Origin of the sequence: Helicobacter bilis ATCC 51630, assembly GCF_000686565.1 — a bacterium.
Taxonomy (GTDB): Bacteria; Campylobacterota; Campylobacteria; order Campylobacterales; family Helicobacteraceae; genus Helicobacter_A; species Helicobacter_A bilis.
Genome location: NZ_JMKW01000003.1, coordinates 16,782 through 43,620, shown reverse-complemented (window position 1 = coordinate 43,620; position 26,839 = coordinate 16,782). Strand labels below are relative to the sequence as shown.

Sequence of the window (26,839 nt, the reverse complement as noted above, 5' to 3'; positions counted from 1 at the left end):
AGACTCGAAAAAAACAAAAAGGTGTTATATGGATACAAAATATATCTTTGTTACAGGCGGTGTTTTAAGCTCTCTTGGGAAAGGCATATCATCATCATCTATTGGGACTTTACTGAAACATGCTGGGTTTTCTGTATCCATTTTAAAGATTGATCCCTACATTAATGTGGATCCCGGGACTATGAGTCCGCTTGAGCATGGTGAAGTGTTTGTTACCATTGATGGGGCAGAGACGGATTTAGATATAGGGCATTATGAAAGATTCTTAAATACAAGCTTTTCAAGGAATAATAATTTTACAACAGGGCAAATCTATCTATCAGTCATTGAGAAAGAGAGAAAAGGTGAGTATCTAGGCAAAACCATACAGATTGTGCCACATATTACAGATGAGATTAAAAGTCGTATAAAGCGTGCTGGTGTTGGCTTTGATGTGCTTATTGTAGAGCTTGGTGGCACGGTGGGCGATATTGAGGGTATGCCCTATTTAGAAGCCATGCGACAATTAAAGCATGAAAAAGGCGCACATAATGTATTAAGCATACATGTTACACTTGTGCCTTACATTAAAGCTGCTGATGAGCTAAAGACAAAGCCAACGCAACATAGCGTACAGGAATTGCGTAGGATAGGCATTAGCCCACAAATAATTATCGCAAGGTCTGAAGTCCCATTATCAAAAGACACAAAGCAAAAAATAGCTCTTGCATGTGATGTCGATACGGATAGTGTGATTAGTGCTGAAGATGCACAAAGCATTTATAAATGCCCTATAAACTTTATGAGTGAGGGGATATTAGCCCCATTATCACGCATTTTGCAATTACAGATTACACCAGATATGAGAGAGTGGGACTTGCTTGTCAAAAAGATTCTATCCCCTACAAAGCAGATTACAATAGGTTTTGTAGGTAAATATCTCTCCCTTAAAGAATCTTATAAATCACTCTTAGAAGCCCTAACTCATGCGGGGGCAAATCTAGATACAAAAGTTGAAATTGTGTTTTTAGATTCTGAACATATTGAAGAGTCTAAATTAGAGAATCTAGATGGCATATTAGTCCCCGGTGGCTTTGGTGAAAGGGGTATTGAAGGTAAAATATTTGCTATTAAATATGCTAGAGAGAAGAATATACCTTTTCTTGGTATCTGTCTTGGCATGCAGCTTGCCTTAATTGAGTTTGCAAGGAATGTATTAAAACTAGAAGATTCTAACTCCACAGAGTTTGATAAAGAATGCAAGAATCCTATTATCTACATGATTGAAGACTTTTTGGACACAGAGGGTAATAAGCAAGTAAGGACGCATAACTCCCCGCTTGGTGGCACAATGCGACTTGGCGAATATGAATGCTATCTAAAACCAAATACAAAGATTTCTTCTGCCTATAATAACTTAAAAGTTGTGCGAGAGAGACATAGACACAGATATGAGGCAAATCCAAAGTATAGATCTTTATTTGAAGAGAATGGCTTAATCATTAGTGGTGAGTGTAATGGGCTTATTGAGACAATAGAGATTGCAAAGCATAACTTTTTTGTTGGCGTGCAGTTTCACCCTGAATTTACCTCAAGATTACAGAATCCTAATGCCATTATCCTTGCATTCGTGCAGCAAGCCCTAAAGTATCACAAATAAGGTGTAATATGCCTAGTGATTCTGCTATAAACACGCAGCATGACTTTAATGCGATCAAAAAAGGCTTACAAACCTTTAGTCATATCGATGAGATAGAATCTATTTTAAAACAAAGATTCAAAGACTTTTGCTTTCATACATTAAAAGATATACCGCACCCAAAAGAACTTCATAATAATATGGAAGCAAGTCTTTTTGTATGTCAAAGTATATTGCGTAATGAAAAGATTGTAATCGTTGGGGATTATGATACTGATGGGATTTGTGCGACTTCTATTATGCTTGATTTTTTTGACCAGCTTTCATACAATAATGTAGCCTTTGCTATGCCTAATCGCTTTATACATGGCTATGGCTTTAGTGTGAAACTATTTCATGAGATTCTAAAAGACCATAGCGATGTAAAAGTGATTATAACCGTTGATAATGGTGTGAGTAGCTTTCAAGCAGCAGAGCTATGCAGGGAGCATAATATAGGATTGATAATCACAGATCATCATACACTTGAAGTAGATAGCAATAAAGACCAAAAGATTCCATATTGTAACTTTATGATTAATCCGCAACAAGCAATATGTAACTTCCCTTATAGTGAGATTTGTGGGAGCTTAGTGGCGTGGTATTTTTGCTGTGCGATAAAGATTAGTATGCTAAATCTTTGTAGTGATTCTAACACTAAGAATAATCAAACAAAAAAGCTTTTAAATTGCTATGAAAAGAATCTAAAAATTATAAGAATGGAATCTTTTCTACTGCTTGTAGGTATCGCAACAATCGCTGATGTCATGCCGCTAAATGCGATAAATCACACGATTTGTAAATATGCCTTAAAGCACATTCCAAATAGTAAGAGATATGCCTTTCAAGCCCTTATGGAGAATCTAAAAAGTGGCATTGATTCTCAAGTGCTAGGCTTTAGAATCATTCCGCTTTTAAACGCAGCAGGCAGGATTAGCGATGGTAAAATCGCCCTATCTTTCCTGCGCTCAACTTCATTATCAAATGCTAGATTCTATCTCAAGCAGTTAAAAGACCTAAACACACAAAGAAAACTTTTACAAGATGAGGTAACTAATAAAGCCTTTCAATCCATTAGTCAAATACCTCAAAATGAGAATATGCTATGTGCGGTGGGTGAAGACTGGCATGAAGGTGTGCTAGGGATTGTAGCGGGTAAAATGGCTGATGAGTTTCAAAAGCCCTGCTTTGTTTTAACAAATACAAATGGCGTATGTAAGGGCAGTGGTAGAAGTGCTGGTGATGTAGATCTCATCTCCAGTATGCAAAAAATAGGGCATTTAATGCAGCGGTATGGCGGACATGTGGGAGCTGTGGGACTGGAATTAAAAGACTATAATCTAGAATCTTTTATAAAGTCTTTCAAGCCAATTTCTCATAATATAGAGAAAAAAGAGAATGTTTTGGGTATATTAAACTCACATTTAATTAATTATGAGCTTTTTTCATGTATAACAAGTTTTGAGCCTTTTGGAAATGGGAATCCACTGCCAAAATTTCTCTGTGAAATGGAGATACTTGAGTGTAAGAAAACAGGGCAAGGCTTTCGTGAATTTCACTTTAAACGGACAGAAAATAGCAGTATTAAAGGCATGTTTTTTAATCAAAAATATGCGGATTATAACTTTACTATCGGTTCTATATTATGTTTTCGTGCGACAATAGCCCTTGATTCTCAAAGCTTTTATACCACGCAAAATAGACAGATTATGCTTATAATTGATAGAGTTTATACAGAATAGAATCTATTATTTTAATCTATGCGAAATATTTATAAGGGATAGAATCTGTGGGCTTTAAGACAATCTCACTTCAAGTAGCAGAACGCATAAAAGCTACACATTTCTTACTTCAAAATGGATATAGCAAAAAGGACACACAAAAGCTACTTGATAAAAACCGCATAAAACAAGATTCTAGAATCATTTGCAAAAAAGACTTTTTAGAAAAAGGATATGTAGAGATTCTAAGCTTTATGCCAGATGATATTAATCTTATACCATTCTTTGCTTGTGTGCCACCAAATCATGCGATTTTAAAGCAAGATATAGCAAACCTAGAGATAAAAATCTCGCAAAATCCTCCTTATTTTTGTGTGTTTAATAAGCCTTCAAAACTTCTCACTCACCCTAAAAACCTAGCAGATTCTAAAAGCATACTTGATTCTTTGCGGTATTATTTTGGCAAACATGCTAATCCCTGCCATAGACTTGATTATGAAACAAGCGGGCTTTTAGTGTGTTCTGTTGATAAGCAAAGTGAAGTTATGCTAAAAAATCTCTTTTTACAAAAAGGCGTAGAAAAAAGCTATATGGCTATTTTGCATGGCGAGATAACGCAATCTTTACTTATAGAATCAGAGATTATTTTTCCAAAAGATTTTGGGAATCTTTGCATTAAAGGTAGTGTAAAAAATTTAAAAGTAAAAACGATTAAAGAAGATGAAATAAAAATTATCACAAAAGATTCTATACAACAAGACCAAAGCAGGGCTACTACCATACTCACACCACTTCATGTATTTCATAACTTTAATGAAGTTTCAAGCTATCTTTATAAATCTAGCAATCCGTTTTTTTCACATAAAGCACTTTTTTCACTTGCACCGCAGGAAAATTTAGCTGATATTTCTAGGGGTTTTATACAAGATTTTATGCTTTTTACAGAGTGTGATTATGATAAAAAAATTAAGCAAGATTCTATAGCTAGAAAAAGTGATGATTTTACTTTGCAATATAGCGATTTTTTTAATAAAAAGAAGTTATTGCAATGTTATGAATCTTTTCTTAATGTGTGGGGTGCGGGGTTTAGGGCGCAAAATAATATTTTAGATTCTCATACTTGTCATACTGAGTCTTTAGGCGAAGTATCTAAAAAGCTAGATTTTACAACAGCCTTTCATGCTAACTTTAAGCAAAGCAAAAAAGAAATATCTAAAAACTTAGAATCTAAACAAAACGAAAAATTTACACTTGTAAAACTTTTTCCCTTAAGTGGCAAAACACATCAGCTCCGCATTCACACTTCAAGTGTGCAACATAAAATCTTAGGCGATACGCTTTATGGCTTATGCCCTGTTGTCGCAAGTTTATTTCTTGATTTACAAAGCAAGAAGTTGAGGGCAAATATAGAATCTTATCTCTTTGAAACTCTCACAAAAAAGCATTCTAGCAATATTCAAAAATATGTTTATGCTATCCACTATTTAAGGCGAGATAAAAATATAGCACAAACAATGCTTTATAATGCAATGCTACATTTTAGCGTAGTTTGTAAGACTATAGAAGCTAAAACAGCTTGTCATGTTGAGCAAAGCGAAACATCTAATATGGAATCTAAACAAAGATTACATTCTAAAATAGATTTAAATACAGATTCTAAAAACATTCAAGTTGCAGAATCTAAATATTTCGTTCTACCATTTTGTAAGTTTCTATCTCTATCACTTAGTAAGATTCTAATCTCTTGCTTTTTTTCTCAAAAATATAATAAAACAAATCGGGCGAGTTTTCTCTCATGTTTCCTGCATGATGATATAGAATCTATATCGCAATGCTTGCACCCTAAACCCTACTATCGCTCAAATGAGATAGATTCTAAACTCTCTCAACCACATAGCAAAACACAAGATTTTAATAAAGATTTTGAATCTTTCTTCTTTACATTTCTGCTTTTTTATTATGCCTTGCCCTCACAGCAAGAAAAGATTCTAAAAGATATAAGGCTTCATTATTGCAGCACAGATAGGCTATTACTACATGCTTCTAGTCTTAGCTTTTTGGAAGAGTGCTTTATATGTGAATAAGCAATAAAAACACAGATACAATATGAGTATAACAAGAGATTACTATGGCTTTTGCTTTCTAGTCTTACGCAATTCGCGTAATACCTGATAGATTGAAGTCTTTTTAGTCCCCCTTGTCATTGTAAAGTTTTGCTCATGGAAAATGATAAATATCACCAATACACCAGCAACAAGGGAAAGTGAGACAGATAGCATTGTTGTAATATTATTAAAAAATGCGAGTAAATAAGTAAGCTGTTCTGGCTTATCGGCATGTTGCGTAAAAGTGAGAAGCGATAAAATACTTCTATATCCATAGCTACCCGGAAACATAGGCAAAAGTGCGGGAAATACAATAACTTCTACGGGGACTTTTGTATATTTTGCAAGCAACACAACGACAAACCCCATGCAAACTGCCGCACAAAAAGTAGCACCAGCAAGGCTAAAAATAGGGCTTTGCAAAAGAATGGAGCGGATAAAATAGCCAAATCCAGCAACAATAATGATTCCAAAAAATACCTTTTTGGGCGGATGAAGTGCATAGGCAAAGCCAAATCCAGCAACCATAGCAAATAGCATTTTATAAAATATATGTGGCAGAGTGTTTGTATTAAAAAAATCAGTATATAAAAATTCTTGTAATTGTGGATATAACTCTAAATTAAACATCAAACACACTCACATGGGCGATACTCAAGGTTAAATACGCACCAACTGCAATACAAGTCAGTAAAATAATCATATTCACACCGCGACTTAATGCCATTAAAGTGTATTCATGCAAGACATCTGCTAGGGCATTAATGATTTGTATGCCGGGTATTAGATATACAATGCTTAAACCAATGGCAATTCCGGGCGTTTTTGTAATCCCAAAATGCACGCCAATATAGGCGACAAACGAAGAGATAAAAGATACTAATACATAGATTCCGCGTATATCAACCTGTAAATTTGTTAGTATATGCTTGCTTGCAAATCCAGCAAATGTCCCCATAAATACGCATATCAATGCACCAATATCACCTTCAAATAACTTGCAAAATGCCGCATTCGCAAGGCTTGCAAAAAAGAGTGTAGCAAAAAAGCCATTATGCTTATTTTGCATAATATGCTCAAATCTTATACGCGCTTCTTTGAGTGTGATTTTACTATCATGTATCTGCCAGCTTAATGCGCTAAGTTCTGATATGATTCTAAAATTTGTATTCATAGGAGGGTTTGAGCTGACTTGTGTGCGGCGATATTCATAATTATCTTTTTGTGCGATACTAAGATTAATGTATTTAAGCCAAATAATCATAGATACATCATATCCATAACTCTCACCAATACGCTCTGTGCAACGAGACACACGCGAGGTATAAGCACCACTTGATAATAATGCAGCAGCATATTTTGCTAAAAATATGCTTAACTCTTCTATATCTTCGCTGTTTTTATTCATAGTCTATTTACTCACTTTATTTTAACTTTACAGGGATAAAATGGGAATCTTTAACGCCATAGAATCTATTATGATATATCACTTGATTGCCTTGCAAACTTTCCGAGAAAAAACGCTGATTTGCTTTACTGCCTTGTGTTAAGAATATGTCAAGAGACAAAGCGGTTGCATAATTTACCCAGTCATATTGTAAGTCAGCAGATAGAATCTCATTAAATAGCAATAAACGCGTATGTATAGGGCTTATTGCACTCACGACAAAAAGCTTTTTAGCATCTTCCTTTGGCATTAAAGTAAGAAGTGATGGGTTATAATTAATCTGTGTGGAAAGAAAGACAGAGGGCATAGCCTTTGCGTTACCCATTTGAGGGATAATTAAGCCGCTTTTTATCACAGAGGTATTTAGCATAACCATAGAGTTTCTAATACCTTGACGATATTTTGCGATGATAGGGGCAAAATTAGTAGATTTTTTGGAATCTATTATTTCTTGTCTTACATTTCCAGCACGCGATTGCACGATTGCCCCAATCATTTTTCCAATCATGCCATCATCATTAAAGCTTATAATCGCATTCTTTTTTTGCTCAGCAAGTGTTACCATCATATTTACCTGACTTTCATAGTCAATACCACCAAAATATACATTTTTATTCGGTGCAAACTTCATAGCTTGTTTTTCATTAATGGTAGGGATAAAAAGCGGGGTTGTGATATTTACATTTTGCAGTAGATTCTCTAAGCCTTTTGGCGTGAGAATGCCAACTATAAGATCAAACTCTTCTTCATGTATTTTATTATAGCCCGCGACAAGGTTTTTTATCTCTTCATTTTGTGTATCAAAGACTTTAAAGGAAAAGTTATCGCCATGTGCGATGAGATAAGCAAGGATTGCATCAGCACTTGTTACAGAATATCTACCGACATTTTTTTGTGGAATCATTAAAGCAACGCGGATTCCATGACTAGAATCAAACAAAGGAATAACAGCATTAATGCCAAGCTCTTCTACAACAGCCTTGTATCTCTCATTTAAAGATTTATCTTTTGTGGAGCGATAATGTGAAGCAAAGCTAAAGAATTGCTCACTTTCATAGAGTTTATTTAAACATGATTTAGAACATTTTTTTATCTCAATATCTACAATTTCTTGTTCAGGGACTGGCAAGGGGGACATAATATGCTCTTTTGCTACTGCTAAATGCGTTACAAATATAACAAGGCATAATGCTATTTTTTGTATGATTTTGCTATGTAACATTCCTATCCTTAAATACAAATAATGAAGCAATATTTTAGCATGAAATTGCATAAATTGCATTTCTTAGCAATACAAAATTAATAAAGGCATCTTTTTTTAACTTTGGATTCATAAGCATTTGCATAATATCTGGCACACATACACAAAGCACTTTTTTGCCCTGTGCTGTATGATATTCAAGTAACTTACCACTTGCCTCTTGCAATGAAATCTCAAAGAAATCAAAGCATATATGCTCACCAAAAAATACCGCATAACTCATATTTTCAAGTTGAGCTTTGAGATAATTGCTACAAATGCGTCTTTGTGTAGCAAGGGGCTGTGTGCGGATTTGCATACTTATTTGCTGATTATTGCCAACCTCAGCACATTTAAAAAGCGGAAAAAGAAATACACTTTCTTTATAGAGTAAAAAGACTTTTTCTATAATGTCAAAAAGCATTTCATTACTTCTATTTAACTCAAGATTCTCTAATAAAGCATAGCTGTCTTTTGGAGCTTCCCTAAGATGCAAGGAATCTGTGATAAAGGCAATATTTGGAAATGCTTTTGTGTGATTTTGTATGGTTTTAGTGGCAATAGAATCTTTATTTGTAGTCTCTTTTGCATTGCTAGAGAAAGGCGTATCAATAGGATAATCTCTTTTTGTAGGTAAAATAGCACATAATCGTTCAGAATCTTTTACAGATTTAGAGAGAGAGCAAAGATTGCATTGTATAACTTTTTGTGCGATTTGTTGCATGTTTTGCTGTGTGTTTGTATGATTTGAAGTAGTTGCTTCATAGCTATTATATTGCTGATTTGCTTGTGTGGCAAGAGTGATTTTTTGCTTGTGTGTATTAGAATCTTGTTTTGCTAAATCCACAAAACTATCGCCAAGCATTGCATATCTATACAACATATCTAATGCCTTCACATGCTTATATAAAATCGCCATATCATCTTGCATAACACAATCCAAATTTTAATAAATTTTTACACACAACTTTGAGAGAAGATTCTAATAAAAATATATGCTGTTTTAATAAATATATTTCATTCGATATCAATATTTGCCGATATGTTTCAGTCGTGGTTGCGACTTTCAGAGTTTGAGAGAATCTTTAGCTAACATTATCTATAAAGGATTTAAGTTCTATATTACTTTCTTATTTTGAGTGTTAAACAAAAGATTTTTTAGAATCTTAGGCTGAATGTTTTTACATGCCCAACATGCTAAGTTGTTTTAGATTCTAGAATTTTGCAATGTTGGCATACTATTTGCTTAGTTTTAAGGAAATTTTAATACAAGGATGCGTTATGGACAAGATGTTGCAAACTTTTAAGAAGCATTTAGGTGGTTTAGATAATATCGAAGATATTATGATGAATGCAGTGCCGCAAAGCAAAATGCAAACACATCGTTTTGGTGAGGGAATAAAGGCTGCTAATGAGCTTGTAGGCTGTCTGCAAGTGTTAAGTGCAAAACTAAATAAATTGCAAACTATCGTTTCGAAGATAGAGTTTAGCCTAGAAGAAGATCCTACAAATCCAGCAAATGTGAATATGAGTGAGATTCTTCTCTCACAAGCTAGAGATTTGATAGCAAATACGCGTTTTATCGATAGAGATTTGTTTGATACAGAGCTTAGTGCATCGATGGGGACACATAGCGTATCTTTTGAGATGGCAAGTCCCATGCCACTTTTAAATGCTAAAGATTTTCAGTCATTGCATCAATACATAGACACTAAGAAAGAAGAGATTATGGCGTGTATGGAGGCAATCCGAGCGTTAAGTGAAATAAATGTAGCAACAAGCGATGTTTCTATGACTAATCTGCGTGGAAAAACTATCGGCGAAGCGTTAAGAAATAGCGGATTTTAGATTACGCTTTACTTCTAGATTCTATTAAACCACAAAGAGTTTATTAGAATCTACACATAAGATACTCCCAAAACAATAGGATAAATCAATTGCTATGTGTAAGCAATTGTGTAGGATTAACCACATTGATATACTCGATCCCAAAAAAATAAAAAAATAAGGCTTAGAGTGTTATAGAATCTTATTCACATTGAAATTATATGCTTTAAAGTTAAGATTCTAAATGGCTGGTCGTGCTTATAAATTAAGACGATAATTTACTATTTTCTAAACAACATATACTCTATTCTTGTGTTATAATTTCGCCTTTATTCTAATAGAGAGTTCGCTCCAACTTATTCAGTGCGATTGCTTTCGATTTTTATTATTTTCATGGGGTTAAACATGGATACCATCATCTTGCAAAATCCAATAGATATGCACATACATTTACGACAAGATTCTATGCTAGAAGCAGTGCTACCTTATAGTGTGCGACATTTTAGCACATTACTTGCTATGCCAAATCTAAATCCACCACTAATGGATGCGGAATCTATACTTGCTTACAGACAAGAGATTATGCGATTAGTTAAAAAAGATTCAGAAACTTGTGGCTTAAATGGAGAGCATTTTACCCCCATTATCGCCCTATATATCCATGATAATCTCACACTTGATATGCTAAAGGAAGCACATTTAGCTGGAGTTAAGATTCTAAAACTTTATCCAAAGGGGGCTACTACAAATGCTGAAAATGGCGTGAGTGAAGTGCTAAGTAAGCATTTATTAAGCTTACTTGAAGAAGCACAGAATCTAGATATGATTCTAAGCATACATGGTGAGAGTGCGGGTTTTAGTATGGATAGAGAAAGGGAATTTTTAGAAATCTTTAGTGAGTTAGCAAGGACTTTTCCGCAACTAAAGATAATCATAGAGCATTTAAGCGATAGGCATTCACTTGAGTGTATCCATAAGTTTAGTAATCTTTATGGCACGATTACACTTCATCACATGCTTTTAACGCTTGATGACATTATAGGCGGTAAGCTTAATCCTTTTATGTTTTGCAAACCTGTGGTAAAGACACCCAAAGATAGAGATGCGATACTAGAGGCGGCATTGAGTGGAGATTCTAAGATTAGCTTTGGGTCTGATAGTGCGCCACATACGATACAAGCAAAGCTAGATGGAGCGGCTGGAATCTTTAGTGCGCCAATTCTACTTGAAGCCTTATGCACGCTTTTTGGAAAGCATAATAAGCTAGAGAATCTCTCACATTTTCTAAGCCTTAACGCACAAAAGATATATAACATAAAGCTGCCTTTCACCAAGCAAATCACTCTTAAAAGAAGCCCTTTTAAGTTTGGAGAAAGCATAGAATCTAAGTTAGGCAATATCTCTGTATTTATGGGAGATTCTACACTTAACTACAAAGTAGATAAGATAGAGATTCTATAGGTTAAATATATGAAAATACTTGATTATCTCTTTTACATAGCGTTATGTATAGTAGCAAGTATTGGATTATTTAGCTTTAATCGCAGCGTTGATATGTATTTTTTCCTGCCTACTTTTGAATCAACACGATATGAAGTATATGAGAAAGATCAATGGCAGCTAGATTCTATAAATCTAGTCTCAATGGATATAACACAAATAAACCCTGATAAATATCTCATTAGCTACATAAGCAAGGATAATAATACAAATCTATATGGCATGATTTTTTATCCAAGCAAATACAGCATACTAACCCAAAAAGGAATATGGCAAAATATTGCCACAAACACAAAAACACATAGCCAAGAAATACTACTCTTTGACACAAAAACTCTTAACGCACAAACAAAGCAACACATACATTCCTTGCATAGTGCCTTGACACAAAATATTGATTCTAATCTTTATTTATTTCTTAATGCTACCCTACTACAAAAGCCACTTACCACAAGGACATATATCTTTCAAGCAAACTTAGAACATATTGCAAAAGCTATTGAATCTAATACTACACAAGAGAATGCAAACCCACTTTTTAGTTTGCACGAAAATCCAGCATTAAGCCTATTTGCAAGGACAAATGCGTTTTTCTCGCATAAACCAAGCACTTTTTTTGGCACAAATAATACTATACAAGGCATAATCTTACCATTTTTTACACATATAGAAAAAAATCAAGCATTTTTTGGAATCTTTAATAAAGAACTCCAACTAGAAGAGATAGCTAAGCCACATAATAACACGCTTTATTCAAATCCAATTATAACACCCCTGCATCCTAGCTATGATATAAATAATCCAGCAAATGATTCTATAACGCATCAGTGTTTAGCCTTATATAGCAATAAGAGTGTGCAAGAAAATACGCCAAATCTAGCTTATCAATTTTGTAAAATAAGCAATGGATCATTACAATCTGAAGATATACAAGAGAGTAATAATCTAAGCGTTGGGGCTATGAGTGTGGCAGCGTTTGGACGCTATATCGTGCTACTTTATACAAATAAAGAGAATACAACAATCAATCTAGCCGTATGGAATGGCAGTGATTTTATAACTTTAAAAGAGCTTGATAGAAGCACAAAGGGAAGCTTTATAAACCCAAAGATACTCACTCATGGACCTTATGCTTATATCGCTTACGCAAAAGATATGCAAAGTAAAATCAATATAATCACATTGAATGAAACTTATATTAATAACCTTATTGCATCACGCAATGCGATAAATCAAAATGCAATGAAATAGGGAGTTTTTGATAAGGCTAAAGACTTTATGGATTCAGCTGCTGATGCGATGGAAAGTCAAGTGAGAAAACAGGCTGCTAAAATGAGTGATTCTCAGTTGTTGGATCGCTATAATAATGCCGAGAGTGATAAGGTTAGAGCAATACTTGAAGCGGAGCTTAGAAAAAGAGGATTATTATAGGATAGTCCGCTAAGTCTAAATCTCTTACCGCAGCATTAAAGTTTTAATCAACACAGCTTTAATAAAAACTACAATGCAAATCTATCTATAAGTTAGAATCATGATAGATTTGCAACTAAACCCTACATTCTGTATAGCCTTAAACATTAAATTAGTTAAGTTTTACTCTAGTTTCTAAACCAAAACAAAATTTTACTGCATACCACCACTATTTGCTATCTCTATCATTTGCGTAATGCTTTCTTCATAACTTGATTGTATATTTTCATCTTGTCCTAGAAACTCTTCCATTAATGCTTTTTTATCAATCGCTTCATCAAGCTCGACATCATTGCCTTTATGATAGCTGCCGATGCGGATCAGTACTTCATTTTCTTTCAAAAGGGCTTGCATACGGCGAAATTTCCTTGCCGCATTTTTATGCTCTTGTGAGATAATATCGTGCATAACCCTTGATGATGAATTTAGTATATTAATAGGCGGATAGATTCCAAAATCAGTTAGATTCCTATCAAGCATGATATGTCCATCTAAAATACTTCTGCTTTGGTCAGCAATAGGATCATTTAAGTCATCGCCCTCCATAAGCACGGTAAAAAATGCGGTAATACTGCCCTTACCCTCTTCCTTACCAGCACGCTCCATTAATTGTGGCAGAAGTGTCAAAACTGAAGGTGGATAGCCCTTACTTGTTGGCGGCTCACCTAAGGCTAGTCCTATTTCTCTTTGTGCCATTGCAAAACGCGTTACAGAATCCATGATAAATAGCACATCATGCCCTTTATCTTTGAAAAACTCCGCTATTGCCATAGCCGAGAATGCCCCATATTTTCGCATAAGTGGTGAGTCATCACTCGTTGCCACGACAAGCACGGTATTTTCAAGATTCCCACCTAAGTTTTTCTCAATAAATTCAGGCACTTCTCTGCCCCGCTCCCCGATAAGTGCTACAACCTTTATTTGTGCGGCACTCCCTTTTACAATCATACCCATAAGTGTTGATTTACCCACGCCAGACCCAGCAAAGATTCCCATTTTCTGCCCCTTACCGCATGTAAGTAAAGAATCTATGCTTTTTACCCCTACGCTAAAGACTTCATCTATAAGCCCCCGCTTTAACGCAGAAATAGGTACGTTAATGATAGGGGTGCAAGCACTCGCATATAACGCCCCAAGACTATCAAGTGGCACACCTAAAGGATTTATCACTCGCCCTAAAAGCTCATCGCCCACAGGGATATTTAAACCCTCTTTTGCAATCATCACTCTATCGCCACTCTTAAAGCCCTCTGTAAAACTAAAGGGACTAATGCTAAAGACTTCCTTATGCGTAGCGATTACAATGCCCTCTGTGCGTGTATCATTACCGCGGATAAGCCATACGACATCGCCCACACTTGGTGATAAACCGACTGCCTTTATGATATTTGTCTCCACAGAGATAATCTCGCCAAAATTTGGCGAAAGATTCGTTGTAAGGCTTAGTTTTTGTTTTAGATTCTCAATAGAAGCAATTTTAATAGTTTGTTGTTTTGCATTGTTATCATGTGTTTTAGACATTTTTGCTCCTTAAAAGATTTACAAACAATAAAAATTTGGTTACAATACGAAATTATACTTAAAAACCCTTAAGGATAGTTATGAATACAGAAAGAATTAATGAAGCAAATGCAAAAGCAAGTGGAAAAATCGCTATTGAAACGATTAATAAGCACATTGAAACACTTGCAAGTAAGTATGCAAAGACTATGAAGCTAGATGGCTTTAGAAAAGGTAAGGTGCCAGTGAGTGTTATAAAAACTCGCTACAAAGATAGTCTGCTTGAAGAATCTCGTCAGCAAAGCATTAATGAGTTTTTTGCGAATGCTATTAAGGCATTAAATATCACCGAAAAAGATGTGATAGGGCAACCACTTATCTCAAAGTTTGAAGAAAGTGAAAGCGGTATTGATATTGAGCTTAAAATTGGCATTACACCGACATTTAGCGTTGATGATGCAATCTCTTGTATGCCAAAGTTTAAACCTGAAAAAATCACTGATAAGCAAGTAGATGAGCGATTAGAGCAACTCGCAAAAAATCGCGCTCCAGTCGTGCCATCAAAAGCTAAAAAGCTAAAAAGCGGACATATAGCACATATTGATTTTGAAGGGTTTTTAGATGGCAAGGCATTTGATGGTGGCAAGGCAGAAAAGTTTGATTTAATAATCGGTTCTAATCAGTTTATCCCCGGCTTTGAAGATGCTTTGGTTGGCATGAGTGTGGGTGAAGAAAAGATGATTAATGTAACTTTTCCAGAGGATTATCAAGCCCCAAACCTTGCAGGAAAAGCCGTGCAATTTAAAGTAAAATTACATGCTATCAAGCAAAAAGATGAAGTAACTATTGATGATGCCTTTGCAAAGGCTATTCTAGGCGATAAAGAAGAGAATACTCTTGCAACACTAAAAGATCAAATCAAAAAAGATTTAGAGAGAGAATCTAAAATGAAGCTTTATAATGAAAAGCTAAAAGAAGAAGCCCTAGAAAATATCGCAAAGAAATTTACATTTGATTTGCCAGAAAATATTTTAGAGCAAGAAACGAATGTATTGCTTAATAATGAAATATCTAGCATGAAGCAAGAAGAAATAGAAGCTTTAATGGGCAATGAAGATAAGGTAAAAGAGCTAAGAGAAGCACAAAGACCAAAGGCTGAGATGAGTGTAAAAGTTACTTTTGTCGTGGATAAACTCGCAAAACAAGAGAAAATCAGCGTAGATGATAATGAAGTATTTCAAACGCTTTATTATGAATCTATGATGAGCGGACAAAACCCACAAGAAGTAATCGAGCATTATCGCAAAAACAACCTTCTACCAGCAGTAAAAATGGCAATCATCGAAGATAGAGTTATCACGCACTTGCTTGATAAGCATAATGGGGTTAAGTAGAAATTGCCTACGATATACGCATTAAAACATGCTCTTCCTGCTTGATATAAAGTTGGAACTAGCATTGTTTGTTCTTTCTTTTTATTGATTGTTCATAAAATTACATTAATTACTAAAAATTGCAGAAATGTCGGCTTTTTGATAATCTTTAAGAAGCATTGTTTGAGAAATTTATTAGCTGTCTGCGCGATTGCCACTCTCACTAATTGTATATAGCTATATTGATTGATTTCTTATTCTTTTTTTCTGCATCTAGTTTGCAGTTAATTAATTGCATTATATCGCTAGAGTAGCTTTTTGCAGAGTTTTTATAAATATGAGATTTTATATATAAAAATTTCTCTATTCTAATTACAACATGTGTATTATTCAAAGCTATGTAATTGACAAGATTATCAAACAAAAAAGTCTTTTATATAGCAACTTGATCTCTAAAAACACATTGTATGTCCTTATTCCAAGACTTTGACGCATTACACAACATGACATAACTTATATCTATGGAAATTCAGAATCTTAATTTATTGCGGATAAATACACAACACAAAAACTACATCTGCTCCATAAAACTTGCAGTGCGTGTGAGTTTTGCAAATTTAACTCCAAGTAATCCACCAATCTCTATACACAGCTTTTCAATATCTTCTTTCTTACCCTTAAGGATAATGGTTTCAAGGCAATTATGATGATCGACATGCACATGCGTTGTGCAGATAATTTGCACTAAATGATTATTATGTTCTATTTCATTCTTTTTTTGATTTAGCCCCCTTTGATGATGATCATAAATCAACACCAATACGCCTAAATGCTCTTTTGTCCCCTCACTCTCGCCCTTATCCCATTTTTCATCGACTAGCTTTTCGCGTATCATATCGCGGATAAGTTCTGAACGCGAAGTGTAGCCATTTTGCGTAATCTTACTATCAAGCTCATCAAGCAACCCAGATGGTAGGGATACGGAAAAACGAATAATGGAATCTTTATTTTCTTGTGTTTTTTCACTCTTTACTTGTCGCATATCTATCTCATTTTATTTAGAATCTAGTTTACAAATCACTCAAAAACTTGCATAATTATAGCAAACTCTATATAAATTAAATATTTCATAGCTATATTACAAATGAAAAGCTAACAACACTTAGCAAAGTTTTAAGTAAAATTACAAGATATTATCAAACCACGAAAGCAACACAATGGCACATAAAGATTTAAAGCGTTATGTCTATGCAAATATTCATACAGACCATTTTCTACATAATCTAAAGCTGATACGCGAATATGTGCCACAACGCACGCATTTAATGCTAGTCCTAAAGGCTGATGCGTATGGACATGGTGCATTAAAGTTGGGAAAACTCGCCCTAACACACGGAATCTATCAAGTAGGTGTTGCCACTTTTGATGAGGCAATGGAGCTAAGAGAGCATTTAGCACAAGCCAAGATTCTAGTCTTGGGATATACGCCGCCTTCTGTCGTTGATGGGGCGATTAAGCATGACATTGAGCTATGCGTATATGATATAGACATGGCAAGAGAGCTAAATAAAAGCGCAAAAAGACAGAATAAACAAGCAAAAATACATATCAAGCTTGATACTGGTATGAATCGAATTGGCTATCAATGCGATTCAAAAAGTCTCAATGAAATCCATGAGATAGCAAAGCTACCAAATGTTTTTATACGCGGTATCTTTACGCATTTTGCGAGTGCAGATTGTGATTTGGGATATTTGAATCTGCAGCATGAACGATTTTGTGCTTTTGTATCTTTGCTTCCTAAGCATCAAGATACACTACTGCATTGTGCCAATAGTGCAAGCATTATGAATGCAAGTAAAACGCATTTAGATATGGTAAGACTTGGAATCATCGCCTATGGTTTAAAGCCATCTTTTGCGATGGATATGCAAGGGTTAGAGTTAAAACCTGTTATGAGTTTTAGGGCGCATATCGTGCATATCAAAGAGGTTGATGCGAATGAATGTGTGAGTTATGGTGGCACTTTTATCACACATAAGAAAACTAAAATCGCTACATTACCAGTGGGCTATGCTGATGGATATATGCGACTTTTATCTAATAAAGCAGAAGTTTTAATACGCGGTAAAAGAGCAAGGGTTATAGGCAATATTTGCATGGATCAATGCATGGTTGATGTGAGCGATATAGAAGAAGTGAAAGTGGGAGATTGTGCTGTGTTGTTTGGCTATGATGATTTTGGCAATATTCTTAGCGTAGATGAGCTAGCCGCACACATAGGCACGATTAATTATGAGCTTATCTGTGCAGTATCAAAACGCGTCGCAAGGGTGTATGTGTAGTATGCTTGTTCTTCATCATATAACCCCAAATATTTGTTATAATACTTCAATTAAAACCACCACGAAAAACGCTTTAATAAAACAAAAGAGAGACAAGCAATGGATAATATCATCTTAATAGGCTTTATGGGTAGCGGTAAAAGCACCATAGCAAAGCTACTTGCAACAGCCCTAAATATGCCCTTTATAGATAGTGATACATATATAGCGAAGAAAGAAAAAAGCAGTATTAAAGATATTTTTACATATAAAGGCGAAGCATATTTCCGCCATTTAGAATCTCTTTTTATAGAATCTTTTTCCACACAAAAAGGGTATATTATCGCAACAGGTGGTGGTATGCCAATCTTTAATAATGTAAGAGGGCTTGGTGTATGTTTCTATTTGCAAAGCGATTTTGATACAATCACACAACGCATTTTAAAAGAAAAAGAAGCCACAAAAGAAAACACACGACCTCTATTTGATGACATATCTACAGCCAAAGATCTCTATAATGAACGCATTAAAATATATGAAAACTCATGTGATTACATTATAGATTCTAGACAAGATACACAAGCAATAGTTGATAGAATCATATCTCTACTGCACACAAAACCCATACACCCACAATAAAAAGGCATATTCATGCTCACACTAAATACAAACAACCCTTATCATTTTCTACTCGTTCATTGCAATGAGTATAAAAATGGTGCAAGTCTTATACTCTCCTTGCATTGCATAAGTGCCCTTGCAAATGAGTTTCCAAACTCTAAAATTAGCTTTCTTTTGCACTCAAGTATGCAGGACTTTTTTCAAAATAATCCACATATACACAAGATTTTTTGCATTGACACAGACCCAAATCTAGCAAAATCCTTAAAAAATGCAAAGATTAATATTTCACTTTCACTTGTAGCTGATAAAAAAAGCACAATAGCATTATTTCGTGCTGGGATTAAAGCTAGAATAGGTGTATTTTCACACTTTTATTCACTTCTTTTTAACTATAAGATTAAGCAGAAACGCACATTAAATAACAAACATGAAGCTGAATATAACTTTGATTTACTGCGATTTCTGCAATGCAAACAATTCATATATCCAAAGCTATATCTCAAACTAAGCGATATAGCCACCGCCCAAGAGATTATCGCACAGAAGTTTGACACAGATCTAGACACTAGCTATATTACAATCTGCCCAAGTTATGGATTGCAAGAGCTAGGCTGGAAGAGTAGGCATTTCTTCACCATTGCAAATGCCATTGCTAAGTTTCATAATGTATTGATACTAGCCCCAATTGATGAAATGCAGGGTTATCAAGCTATGCTTTCACAATTCCCAAATCTCTCACAAAAAAATCTTTTTTCTAGCACAGCACAAGATAGCACGACAAAAACAAATACTATCACACAAGTCCTAGCCTTAATCCACCTAAGTAGCCTTTTTATCGCTAATAATAACACGCTTTTACACGCCGCCGCTGCACTTGATACTAGCACCTTTTCAATATTCCCGTATAAAAATACGATAAATCCGCACCGATATGCCCCCATCGGTCAAAATAAAAAGCATGTGATTTGCACACCTTTTGGTCTGTTTAACCCAAAAGATTCTCATGAGTATAGCGACTATGGATTGAATATGGATAGCATTACACCTGATATTGTATTAGCCATATTGCAGGCAAAATTCTTCTTAGATGAGCAGATTTTATTGCAGAATCTAAGCACGCCAATATCACAAGCAGACACAGAATCTAATACAGACATTATACAAGATTCTAACAATCTACAAAACTCAAAAATTACACAAGATTCTATAAATACAAAAGATTCTAAATATGCGAGTAATTCTGCTAACTTACAAGATTCTAAAAATTTGCAAGATTCTAAAACCACACAACCAAACCAAAGATTAGATATTACAGAATCTAGCCTTACATACACAAGACAAGCAAGTATTATTGATGAGAGAGGGTAATTACCCTACTAATATCTTAACCTTACAAACACCTAAAAAACCAATGCAAAAAAGTATCAATACTCCAAAGCCCTACATTAAAAGTTTTACATAATTCTATTAATCTTTCATATATTTGTTATAACTAAAAAACATATTGATAAGGCAAAATTACACTACTTTCAATACTTTCTTATAAGAATATGTTTGATTAAGTTTTAAAGGGTTGCATAAAGAGTAAAAACGATATTTTCTTAGTATTAGACTAGGGGATTGGAGCATGAAAAACTGAGATAAATTAAGATTACACAATAACACTTGCATAACCTCTAAAGATTCTATTTAACTACAAGGTAAAATCACATAAGAATCTATCCCTACTTTTTATGCGTGGTTTTATAGGGAATAAGGGCGTATTGCGCAACTTTAGTGTTGCCATAAGTTATTATGATAGAGCCTTTATTGTTTGCTATGAGTGTGTATTTTGGCAGATTGTCTTTTATGTCTGTATTGATACCATAAAAGTTAAGCCGCAGGGCTAAATCACTATTTGGCACATTGACATGTGTTATATTTCGCTTATACAATTCCTTTGCTATATCTTTTGCTTCATAAAACGAATAGGCAAAGTTATGTTGCACATTACTTATATAATAGGTAATTTTATTTCCAAAAAGAGCTATATTTCCAAATAGTAAAAATAAAATAAGCCCATAAATGCGAATCTTATATCGCATTCTAAATTGTGGCAAACGAGAACGCAAGTCAAAGAGAATCTTTTGCATAAAAAATGGAATCCCAACGCATAATGGCGGCAAAAAACTCTCAATTTCAATCTTTTGCCGTGTTGAAAACAGCATGATGAATAAAAATCCAACAAATGGTATGAGATGCAATAATAATGGGGACTTTTTAAAAGTGTAGCTATAAGTAGCAGCGACATAATATACAAACAATACAGGCGTAAAAACCAGCGACATAAGCCCCAAAGTATCAAAAAAATATGAATTTGGGACACCATGTATAGGTGCAAATTGATACATATTAACACCAAAACATATCATACTAAAAACCATTGTATAGGCTTTTCGCTTTAAGAGTGCGTAAAAAAAGAGAGCTAAGCACAAGATCGCCGCACCAGAATCTAAAAATACAGCAATGATAAATAACTCATAAGCAATGCGTTTGTAACGCACTTGAAAATACACAATAAGTAAGCATAAAAGTGTTAAAATCCCCATGTAAGAGAGAACTAAAGCTTGGGCTGATACGCCCGGTATCGCCATAAAAAGTAGCACACATACAATCGAATCGCTACTTTTATGCAAGATATGTAATGAAATGCTATACATCAGTATGCAATTAAGTATATGCAGACATATAAAAGGCAGACGCATACCATAATCATTGAACAATGGATTATGAAAAAAGTGTTGCATAAAAGATACGCCGATATTTGCAAGATAGCTTGGAAGAGAATCTTTATTAAAAAAATCATGTGCTTCTCTAATATATATACTCGTTTGGCTAGTCATAAAGCAAAGCAAGGCTACATCAAGTAGTAAAATAAGGCAAAAAGTCGCATGTAGTTTAAGATAATTTATAGAATCTAGCGTTTGAACTCTATGTGTATAGTCATATACCTTGCGTTTTGTGCCATGTTTTGTTGTCATTATCTACCTATTTTGTTGCCATTATCTCTAGCATTGCATTGTATGATAAAAATGTAAAGTTGTTGTTGTCTTTATTTGCTTGTGCTGGGATTGAATTAACATATTGATTTTTTTGTTGATATGATTGAGTGAATGGACATGACGCTATATGTTGTGATTACAGCCTATTTGCACCTGTGAATATATAGAATTATACAAATAAAATAGGAATAAAATGGGTGTAAGATTCGATGATTAAAACGAAATCCATCATCTTGCCACTCATTTAAACTTGATACAGAATTTACTTACATTTTTACACAAGCCATTGTTGTGTTTTGTAATTTTCTAATACTGCTTTTACATTATCATTATAGTATTTCGTTTGTATGAAAAGGGCATTAGCAAAATATTCGCTTGCACCAACAAGTCCCAAGAAAATAAAATCTCTTGCTTCAAGATAGCACTTTATATCATCAAATAAGGGTTGATTTTCATATAACTCCATAAATTCAACTTCTGTGTAAATGAGTTTTACATTATGAATTCTTTCACCTAGCCCCTTTAGTGCTTCAAGCTCCCCACCTTGTATATCCATCCATAAAATATCAATACACGGGATATTATTTTGCTGCATAAAAGTATCCAGTCGCACAGATTTTACACGCACTTCATCTTGCACATAATCTTCTATAGAATACTTACCAGAAGCCTTGAGTGTAGAGCTTGCACCTTGATTGCCATCAGAGTGAGTTGTATTTGTATGCTGTGCATTAATGGGATAAAAACTAATATAATCATCACTTTGTGATACTGCGGCTTCTGTTAATGTTATGTTTGAATAGAGTGAAACATTGCGGCGACAAGTAGGCAATGTATTTTCATTGCACTCAAAACTCCATATACAAGCATTTAAATTATTTTTAGCAAGTGTTTTTGCAAACGCCACGCTGTCTTCGCCATATCGCGATCCAAACTCAAACACATGGGTTACCCCCCCCCCCCATTTGTATTGCCTAACTTTGCAATACGAGGTATATGACTGAAAAATAAGTGATCGCCCAATCCACCATATTCTACTTTTATAATTAAATCTTTTGACATTGCTATCCTTTTTATGAAAATTAATGAATTTTAGAATAAAGATTCTATTATAATAAAAACAAAAGAAGTATTATTAAATCGTGTATAATTTTTTATTTTGATTGGGTTTCACACTATAACATAAAGAATATTGATTTAATCTTTTAATTCTAGTTTATTGGATTTTGTCGCAAAAATATCCAGCATAGAGTCTAAAAAAATAATTTCATTAGAATTTCAGTGAGATTCTAATGTAATAAATACTTAGATTCGAATAATCTTTAAATCTCGTAGTATATTTAGGTATATTTTAATTAAAAGTGGGTTGATTCTAAAACTTTAGACACCAAACTTTCTGTGTCTATATTAAGCTGTTTTTCAATCTTTTGTGTGTTGCCGTGTTTGACAAAAATATCTTCTATTTCAAAGCTTATAATCTTTGGAATCTGTGCTAGATTGCCACGCTCTAACTCACTAAATGCAAACTGCATGATACATGCACCAACACCATTTAGCTTATAACTATCACTCATAACAAAAATATGCGTATAGTCTCTCAAACACATAGCAAACATATCAGTATCAAGCGGCTTTAAGCTAATTATATCAAGCAGTGAAGCATAAATATTATGCTCTATTAGCAAACTAAGCCATACATCAAGCATACGACCCACACCATTGCCATAACCTACGAGTAGAATCTTTTTCCTGCTAGATTCTGTGTTATGTTGTATAGAATCTTTTGTATGCACTAAGCTACCATATAGCATTTGTGCTTTGTGTGCTTTTAGGTGTGTGTTATAGTTTTGTGTGTTATGAAGATTCTGCAGGACTATTCTACAAGATTCTAAATTCTCATTATCTTGCACCCCAATGCCTTGCACCCGCCCAAATGGTTGAGGTTCTAGATTCTTGTCGTTTTGAGTTTTTGACAAAAGCGAAAAATCTTTATTTGAATCTTTTTTAGATTCCGTGTTAGATACTTCGCCTAAAGGCTCAGTATGACAAGCGGTTGTTTTAGAATCTGTTTGCGTTGTCTCTTTAGTGCTTTTTGTAGATTCTGTTATGTGTTTATTAGAATCTAAACTTTGAGACATTTCGCTTCGCTCAACATGACAATTATTAGATTCTATATTTTGCCTTGCTTTTGTATCATAATCCTTTATAATAGAATCTAAACGCATATAGCATTTTTCTAGCATAAACTGCCCTCTAGGATAGCGGATAGCAAGCGGTGAAGTTACATATTGTGAATATTCAAGTTGCAAAGAAAGTGTATTATTATCCCTTGGGGCAATGAGAGTTATATTTGGTATGCTTTGTAGATAGGCAATATCTAGTAAGCCTTGATGCGTTTCACCATCTTCTCCCACAATCCCAGCTCTATCAATGCAAAATACCACAGGGAGTTTCATAATGCAAGTATCATGCACAATCTGATCAAATGCTCGTTGTAAAAAAGTAGAATAGATAGCAATATAAGGCTTAAAGCCTTCCTTTGCCATAGCTGCCATAGAGGTTACTGCGTGTTGTTCTGCGATTGCTACATCAAAGAATCTCTCTGGCATTATATCCATGAGTTTATCTAGCCCTGTGCCACTTGGCATAGCTGCGGTTACGCCTACGATTTTTTCGTTTTGTTGAGCCATACTTAAAAGCGTATCACTAAACACAGCGGTTGGGCTTTTAATCACACTTTTTGCAATCGCTTGTCCCGTGTTTAAGTCAAATGGGGCAACGCCATGCCATTTTTCATATTTACCTTCAGCGATTTGATAGCCCTTGCCCTTTATGGTTTGGCAATGTAGCAATACGGGACGATTTAAGTAGGCGACATTTTTTAGCGTAGTAACAACCTCTTCTATATTATTGCCATCAATTGGTCCTATATAATCAATCCCAAACTCTTCAAATAATAATCCGGGCGTAATGAGTTTAAAACTCTCTTCAAATCGTTTTGCGATAAAAGTCGTGCCATTTGGCATTTTATCCACTATTTTTTTCACTTTTTCTTTCATGGATTGATACAGCGGACTTGCAATCGTTTTTGATAGAATCTTAGAAATCGCACCAATAGGCTTTGCAATACTCATTTCATTATCATTTAAGATAATAATTACAGGCAGTTTTAAATCCCCTAATTCATTCAACGCTTCATAGACTAGCCCCGCACTCATAGAGCCATCGCCTATCATTACAATGGGCTTATGCGGATCATTTCTTAGCTTTTTAGCTTTAGCAGCACCTACTGCAAGGGAGAGTGAAGTCGAGCTATGCCCTGCTATAAAGTAGTCAAGACTGCTTTCATAAGGTGCGATAAAACCACTTATGCCATCAATTTGACGCAAACTCTCAAACTCTTTATACCTACCTGTAAGCAATTTATGTGCATAGGCTTGATGACTCACATCATAAATAAATGGGTGCAAAGAGCAGTCAAACACCGAGTGCATACCTACAATCAATTCAACCGCTCCAAGCGTAGAACTTAAATGTCCACCATTTTTACTCACCACTTCTAAGATTCTATGTCGTATTAACTCTGCTATGCTTTTTAACTCTGCTATGCTTACATGTGGCAATAAATGATGAATGTCTTCATTATTGAGTAGTTTTTGTGTGATACTACAAGGTGTGGCTACTTGCTTTGCAGTATCAGTTTGCATATCAAGATTATCAGTAAGAGTATTAACAAGTGTATCAATAGGTAAAGCCGTATTGCTAGTTGTGGATATAGATTGCCGCATTATCTCTCCTTTTTGTTCCTTGATATTATAGCGTTATATTGTAGTTTTATGTTTGTCGAGAAACTCGAATTTTTGCAGAGAGAGAGCAAAAATATAATACAACAGATACAAACATAGTATAAATGTTTTTTACTATAGAAACGAACTCTCACGGATTCTCCATAAAAGCCTAACTCTACTTGTTTTTGCTATACCTATATAAAACAATATTTGAAAACAAACAAAAAAACTAAACTTAAAATCATAAAAATATCTTGACTTTATTGCAAAAATATCTTATAATCACTTCTTTTTTTGTGTCGGGGCGTAGCTCAGTCTGGTTAGAGTACTTGGTTTGGGACCAAGGGGTCGAAGGTTCGAATCCTTTCGCCCCGACCATTTTCACTTAGCGTATTAAGGCATGTATGGTGGGTGTAGCTCAGTTGGTTAGAGCATCAGGTTGTGGCTCTGAGGGTCGTGGGTTCGAGCCCCATCATCCACCCCATATTTCTACATTGTTATAAAGCATAATATAAGCGAAGCTTTATGCGTCCATAGCTCAATTGGATAGAGCACCAGACTTCGGATCTGGGGGTTAGGGGTTCGACTCCCTTTGGGCGTACCACTTCATGCGCTCATAGCTCAGCTGGATAGAGCAACGGCCTTCTAAGCCGTAGGTCAGAGGTTCGAATCCTCTTGGGCGTACCACTTCTTTCTGGATTTTCAATTAACCATACTAAAGTATTTTTACATATGTTGCGTGGCGTTGTGGAGATATAATCTTAATTATGCTGTAATGCCGAAATCTTAACAAGATTAAGATAGAATGTCATTCATTTTAATTATATGAAAAAGGATATACATGGAACTAAAACTTGCTAAAGAAAGTCTCAAGGCAGATATCAAAGCAAACACCATTACATTTGAAGCAATGGCAAAAAAGGTGGAAGAAAGCGGCAGCAAAGGTGCAATATTTTATCTTGATAGAGAAAATGCGGAAAAGGATTTGAAAAAACTTGAGAGCTTTTTTAAAGGGAAAAACCATCACACGCTTATACGAGAGTTGCGTTATAGTATGGACACAAAGGATTATATTTACGAAGTGCATGTTTTATAAGCTAAATGTCGTTTTATATCATCATGCGGTAATGAGTGCTTTATGCACCCTACATGCCAAAGAATCTAGGATGGTCCAGCAGGGTGGGACTACTTATAAAGTCAAATAACTTTGATTATACATAGT

21 protein-coding genes, 4 tRNA genes and 1 pseudogene are annotated in these 26,839 nt (G+C 34.8%); 16 read left to right on the top strand and 10 right to left on the bottom strand.

Going from position 1 to position 26,839, the window contains the following annotated elements:
* Nucleotides 1–28: 28 nt before the first annotated feature.
* From pyrG to T368_RS0100215, 3 genes are read left to right on the top strand one after another with little or no spacing between them, the layout of a single operon-like run.
* Nucleotides 29–1,639 carry a glutamine hydrolyzing CTP synthase gene (gene pyrG, locus T368_RS0100225; RefSeq protein ID WP_004083916.1) on the top strand — a complete coding sequence of 537 codons (1,611 nt, stop codon included), beginning with the start codon at nt 29–31 and terminating at the stop codon, nt 1,637–1,639.
* 8 nt (nt 1,640–1,647) lie between these two features.
* Nucleotides 1,648–3,399 (top strand): single-stranded-DNA-specific exonuclease RecJ, encoded by a 1,752-nt coding sequence (locus tag T368_RS0100220; RefSeq protein ID WP_004083917.1) that lies wholly within the window; start codon nt 1,648–1,650, stop codon nt 3,397–3,399.
* 47 nt (nt 3,400–3,446) lie between these two features.
* Entirely contained in the window at nt 3,447–5,462 is a 2,016-nt protein-coding gene (locus T368_RS0100215; protein ID WP_004083918.1) for a pseudouridine synthase, read from the top strand.
* A gap of 42 nt (nt 5,463–5,504) precedes the next feature.
* Here the strand turns inward: T368_RS0100215 and T368_RS12835 are convergent, their stop codons facing one another.
* Genes T368_RS12835 through T368_RS0100195 form a run of 4 tightly spaced genes read right to left on the bottom strand, consistent with a single transcriptional unit; the run spans nt 5,505 to nt 9,101 of the window.
* Nucleotides 5,505–6,113 (bottom strand): threonine/serine exporter family protein, encoded by a 609-nt coding sequence (locus tag T368_RS12835; protein ID WP_004083919.1) that lies wholly within the window; start codon nt 6,111–6,113, stop codon nt 5,505–5,507.
* On the bottom strand, nt 6,106–6,891 hold the full coding sequence (locus tag T368_RS0100205) for a threonine/serine exporter family protein (RefSeq protein WP_004083922.1): 786 nt from the start codon (nt 6,889–6,891) through the stop codon (nt 6,106–6,108). The genes T368_RS12835 and T368_RS0100205 overlap by 8 nt, the downstream gene beginning before the upstream one ends.
* Before the next feature lie 16 nt (nt 6,892–6,907).
* Nucleotides 6,908–8,152 (bottom strand): type 1 periplasmic-binding domain-containing protein, encoded by a 1,245-nt coding sequence (locus T368_RS0100200; protein WP_004083924.1) that lies wholly within the window; start codon nt 8,150–8,152, stop codon nt 6,908–6,910.
* Nucleotides 8,153–8,186: 34 nt separating this feature from the next.
* Entirely contained in the window at nt 8,187–9,101 is a 915-nt protein-coding gene (locus T368_RS0100195; protein WP_004083926.1) for a hypothetical protein, read from the bottom strand.
* A gap of 350 nt (nt 9,102–9,451) precedes the next feature.
* Here T368_RS0100195 and T368_RS0100190 point away from each other — a divergent pair, with 350 nt between their 5' ends.
* The 4 genes from T368_RS0100190 (at nt 9,452) to T368_RS16075 (ending at nt 12,928) form a co-directional block, all read left to right on the top strand.
* Nucleotides 9,452–10,018, top strand: a complete 567-nt coding sequence (locus T368_RS0100190) for a flagellar FLiS export co-chaperone (protein WP_004083927.1) — start codon at nt 9,452–9,454, stop codon at nt 10,016–10,018.
* A gap of 384 nt (nt 10,019–10,402) precedes the next feature.
* Nucleotides 10,403–11,458, top strand: coding sequence for a dihydroorotase (gene pyrC, locus T368_RS0100185; RefSeq protein ID WP_027338219.1), 1,056 nt, complete (start codon nt 10,403–10,405; stop codon nt 11,456–11,458).
* Nucleotides 11,459–11,467: 9 nt separating this feature from the next.
* The gene (locus tag T368_RS0100180; protein ID WP_004083930.1) at nt 11,468–12,748 is read left to right on the top strand and encodes a hypothetical protein; all 1,281 of its coding nucleotides are present in this window, start codon (nt 11,468–11,470) and stop codon (nt 12,746–12,748) included.
* A 27-nt stretch (nt 12,749–12,775) separates the two neighbouring features.
* The gene (locus T368_RS16075; protein WP_004083932.1) at nt 12,776–12,928 is read left to right on the top strand and encodes a hypothetical protein; all 153 of its coding nucleotides are present in this window, start codon (nt 12,776–12,778) and stop codon (nt 12,926–12,928) included.
* Nucleotides 12,929–13,120: 192 nt separating this feature from the next.
* Here the strand turns inward: T368_RS16075 and fliI are convergent, their stop codons facing one another.
* Entirely contained in the window at nt 13,121–14,488 is a 1,368-nt protein-coding gene (gene fliI, locus T368_RS0100170; protein WP_004083933.1) for a flagellar protein export ATPase FliI, read from the bottom strand.
* 80 nt (nt 14,489–14,568) lie between these two features.
* On the opposite strand from fliI, the gene tig reads away from it, so the two are divergent.
* Entirely contained in the window at nt 14,569–15,861 is a 1,293-nt protein-coding gene (gene tig, locus T368_RS0100165; protein WP_004083935.1) for a trigger factor, read from the top strand.
* 550 nt (nt 15,862–16,411) lie between these two features.
* Here tig and nikR read toward each other — a convergent pair.
* Entirely contained in the window at nt 16,412–16,882 is a 471-nt protein-coding gene (gene nikR / locus T368_RS0100155) for a nickel-responsive transcriptional regulator NikR (RefSeq protein WP_004083936.1), read from the bottom strand.
* Between the two features lie 175 nt (nt 16,883–17,057).
* Here nikR and alr point away from each other — a divergent pair, with 175 nt between their 5' ends.
* The 3 genes from alr (at nt 17,058) to T368_RS0100140 (ending at nt 20,156) form a co-directional block, all read left to right on the top strand.
* A complete protein-coding gene (gene alr, locus T368_RS0100150; protein ID WP_004083937.1) occupies nt 17,058–18,185 on the top strand; it encodes an alanine racemase in 1,128 nt (375 codons plus the stop codon).
* Between the two features lie 99 nt (nt 18,186–18,284).
* Nucleotides 18,285–18,803, top strand: coding sequence for a shikimate kinase (locus tag T368_RS0100145; protein WP_004083938.1), 519 nt, complete (start codon nt 18,285–18,287; stop codon nt 18,801–18,803).
* A gap of 12 nt (nt 18,804–18,815) precedes the next feature.
* The gene (locus T368_RS0100140) at nt 18,816–20,156 is read left to right on the top strand and encodes a glycosyltransferase family 9 protein (protein ID WP_004083939.1); all 1,341 of its coding nucleotides are present in this window, start codon (nt 18,816–18,818) and stop codon (nt 20,154–20,156) included.
* A 356-nt stretch (nt 20,157–20,512) separates the two neighbouring features.
* Here T368_RS0100140 and T368_RS0100135 read toward each other — a convergent pair whose 3' ends face one another.
* The 4 genes and pseudogenes from T368_RS0100135 to dxs all read right to left on the bottom strand — a co-directional run.
* Nucleotides 20,513–21,808 (bottom strand): hypothetical protein, encoded by a 1,296-nt coding sequence (locus T368_RS0100135; protein WP_004083940.1) that lies wholly within the window; start codon nt 21,806–21,808, stop codon nt 20,513–20,515.
* A 295-nt stretch (nt 21,809–22,103) separates the two neighbouring features.
* The gene (locus tag T368_RS0100130; RefSeq protein ID WP_027338215.1) at nt 22,104–22,772 is read right to left on the bottom strand and encodes an FkbM family methyltransferase; all 669 of its coding nucleotides are present in this window, start codon (nt 22,770–22,772) and stop codon (nt 22,104–22,106) included.
* Nucleotides 22,773–23,184: 412 nt separating this feature from the next.
* On the bottom strand, nt 23,185–23,640 hold the full coding sequence (locus tag T368_RS16420) for a transketolase C-terminal domain-containing protein (protein WP_268902562.1): 456 nt from the start codon (nt 23,638–23,640) through the stop codon (nt 23,185–23,187).
* A gap of 351 nt (nt 23,641–23,991) precedes the next feature.
* Nucleotides 23,992–25,536 (bottom strand): annotated as a pseudogene (gene dxs / locus T368_RS16415) (1-deoxy-D-xylulose-5-phosphate synthase); the annotation flags it as partial.
* Nucleotides 25,537–25,917: 381 nt separating this feature from the next.
* Between dxs and T368_RS0100115 the strand changes: the two are divergent.
* From T368_RS0100115 to T368_RS0100095, 5 genes are all read left to right on the top strand, one after another.
* A tRNA-Pro gene (locus T368_RS0100115) sits at nt 25,918–25,995 on the top strand.
* 29 nt (nt 25,996–26,024) lie between these two features.
* Nucleotides 26,025–26,101: transfer RNA gene (locus T368_RS0100110), tRNA-His, on the top strand.
* Nucleotides 26,102–26,144: 43 nt separating this feature from the next.
* Nucleotides 26,145–26,221, top strand: a tRNA-Arg gene (locus T368_RS0100105).
* A 6-nt stretch (nt 26,222–26,227) separates the two neighbouring features.
* Nucleotides 26,228–26,304 (top strand) — tRNA-Arg (locus T368_RS0100100).
* A gap of 154 nt (nt 26,305–26,458) precedes the next feature.
* Nucleotides 26,459–26,713, top strand: a complete 255-nt coding sequence (locus T368_RS0100095) for an HP0268 family nuclease (RefSeq protein ID WP_004083946.1) — start codon at nt 26,459–26,461, stop codon at nt 26,711–26,713.
* Nucleotides 26,714–26,839 lie beyond the last annotated feature (126 nt).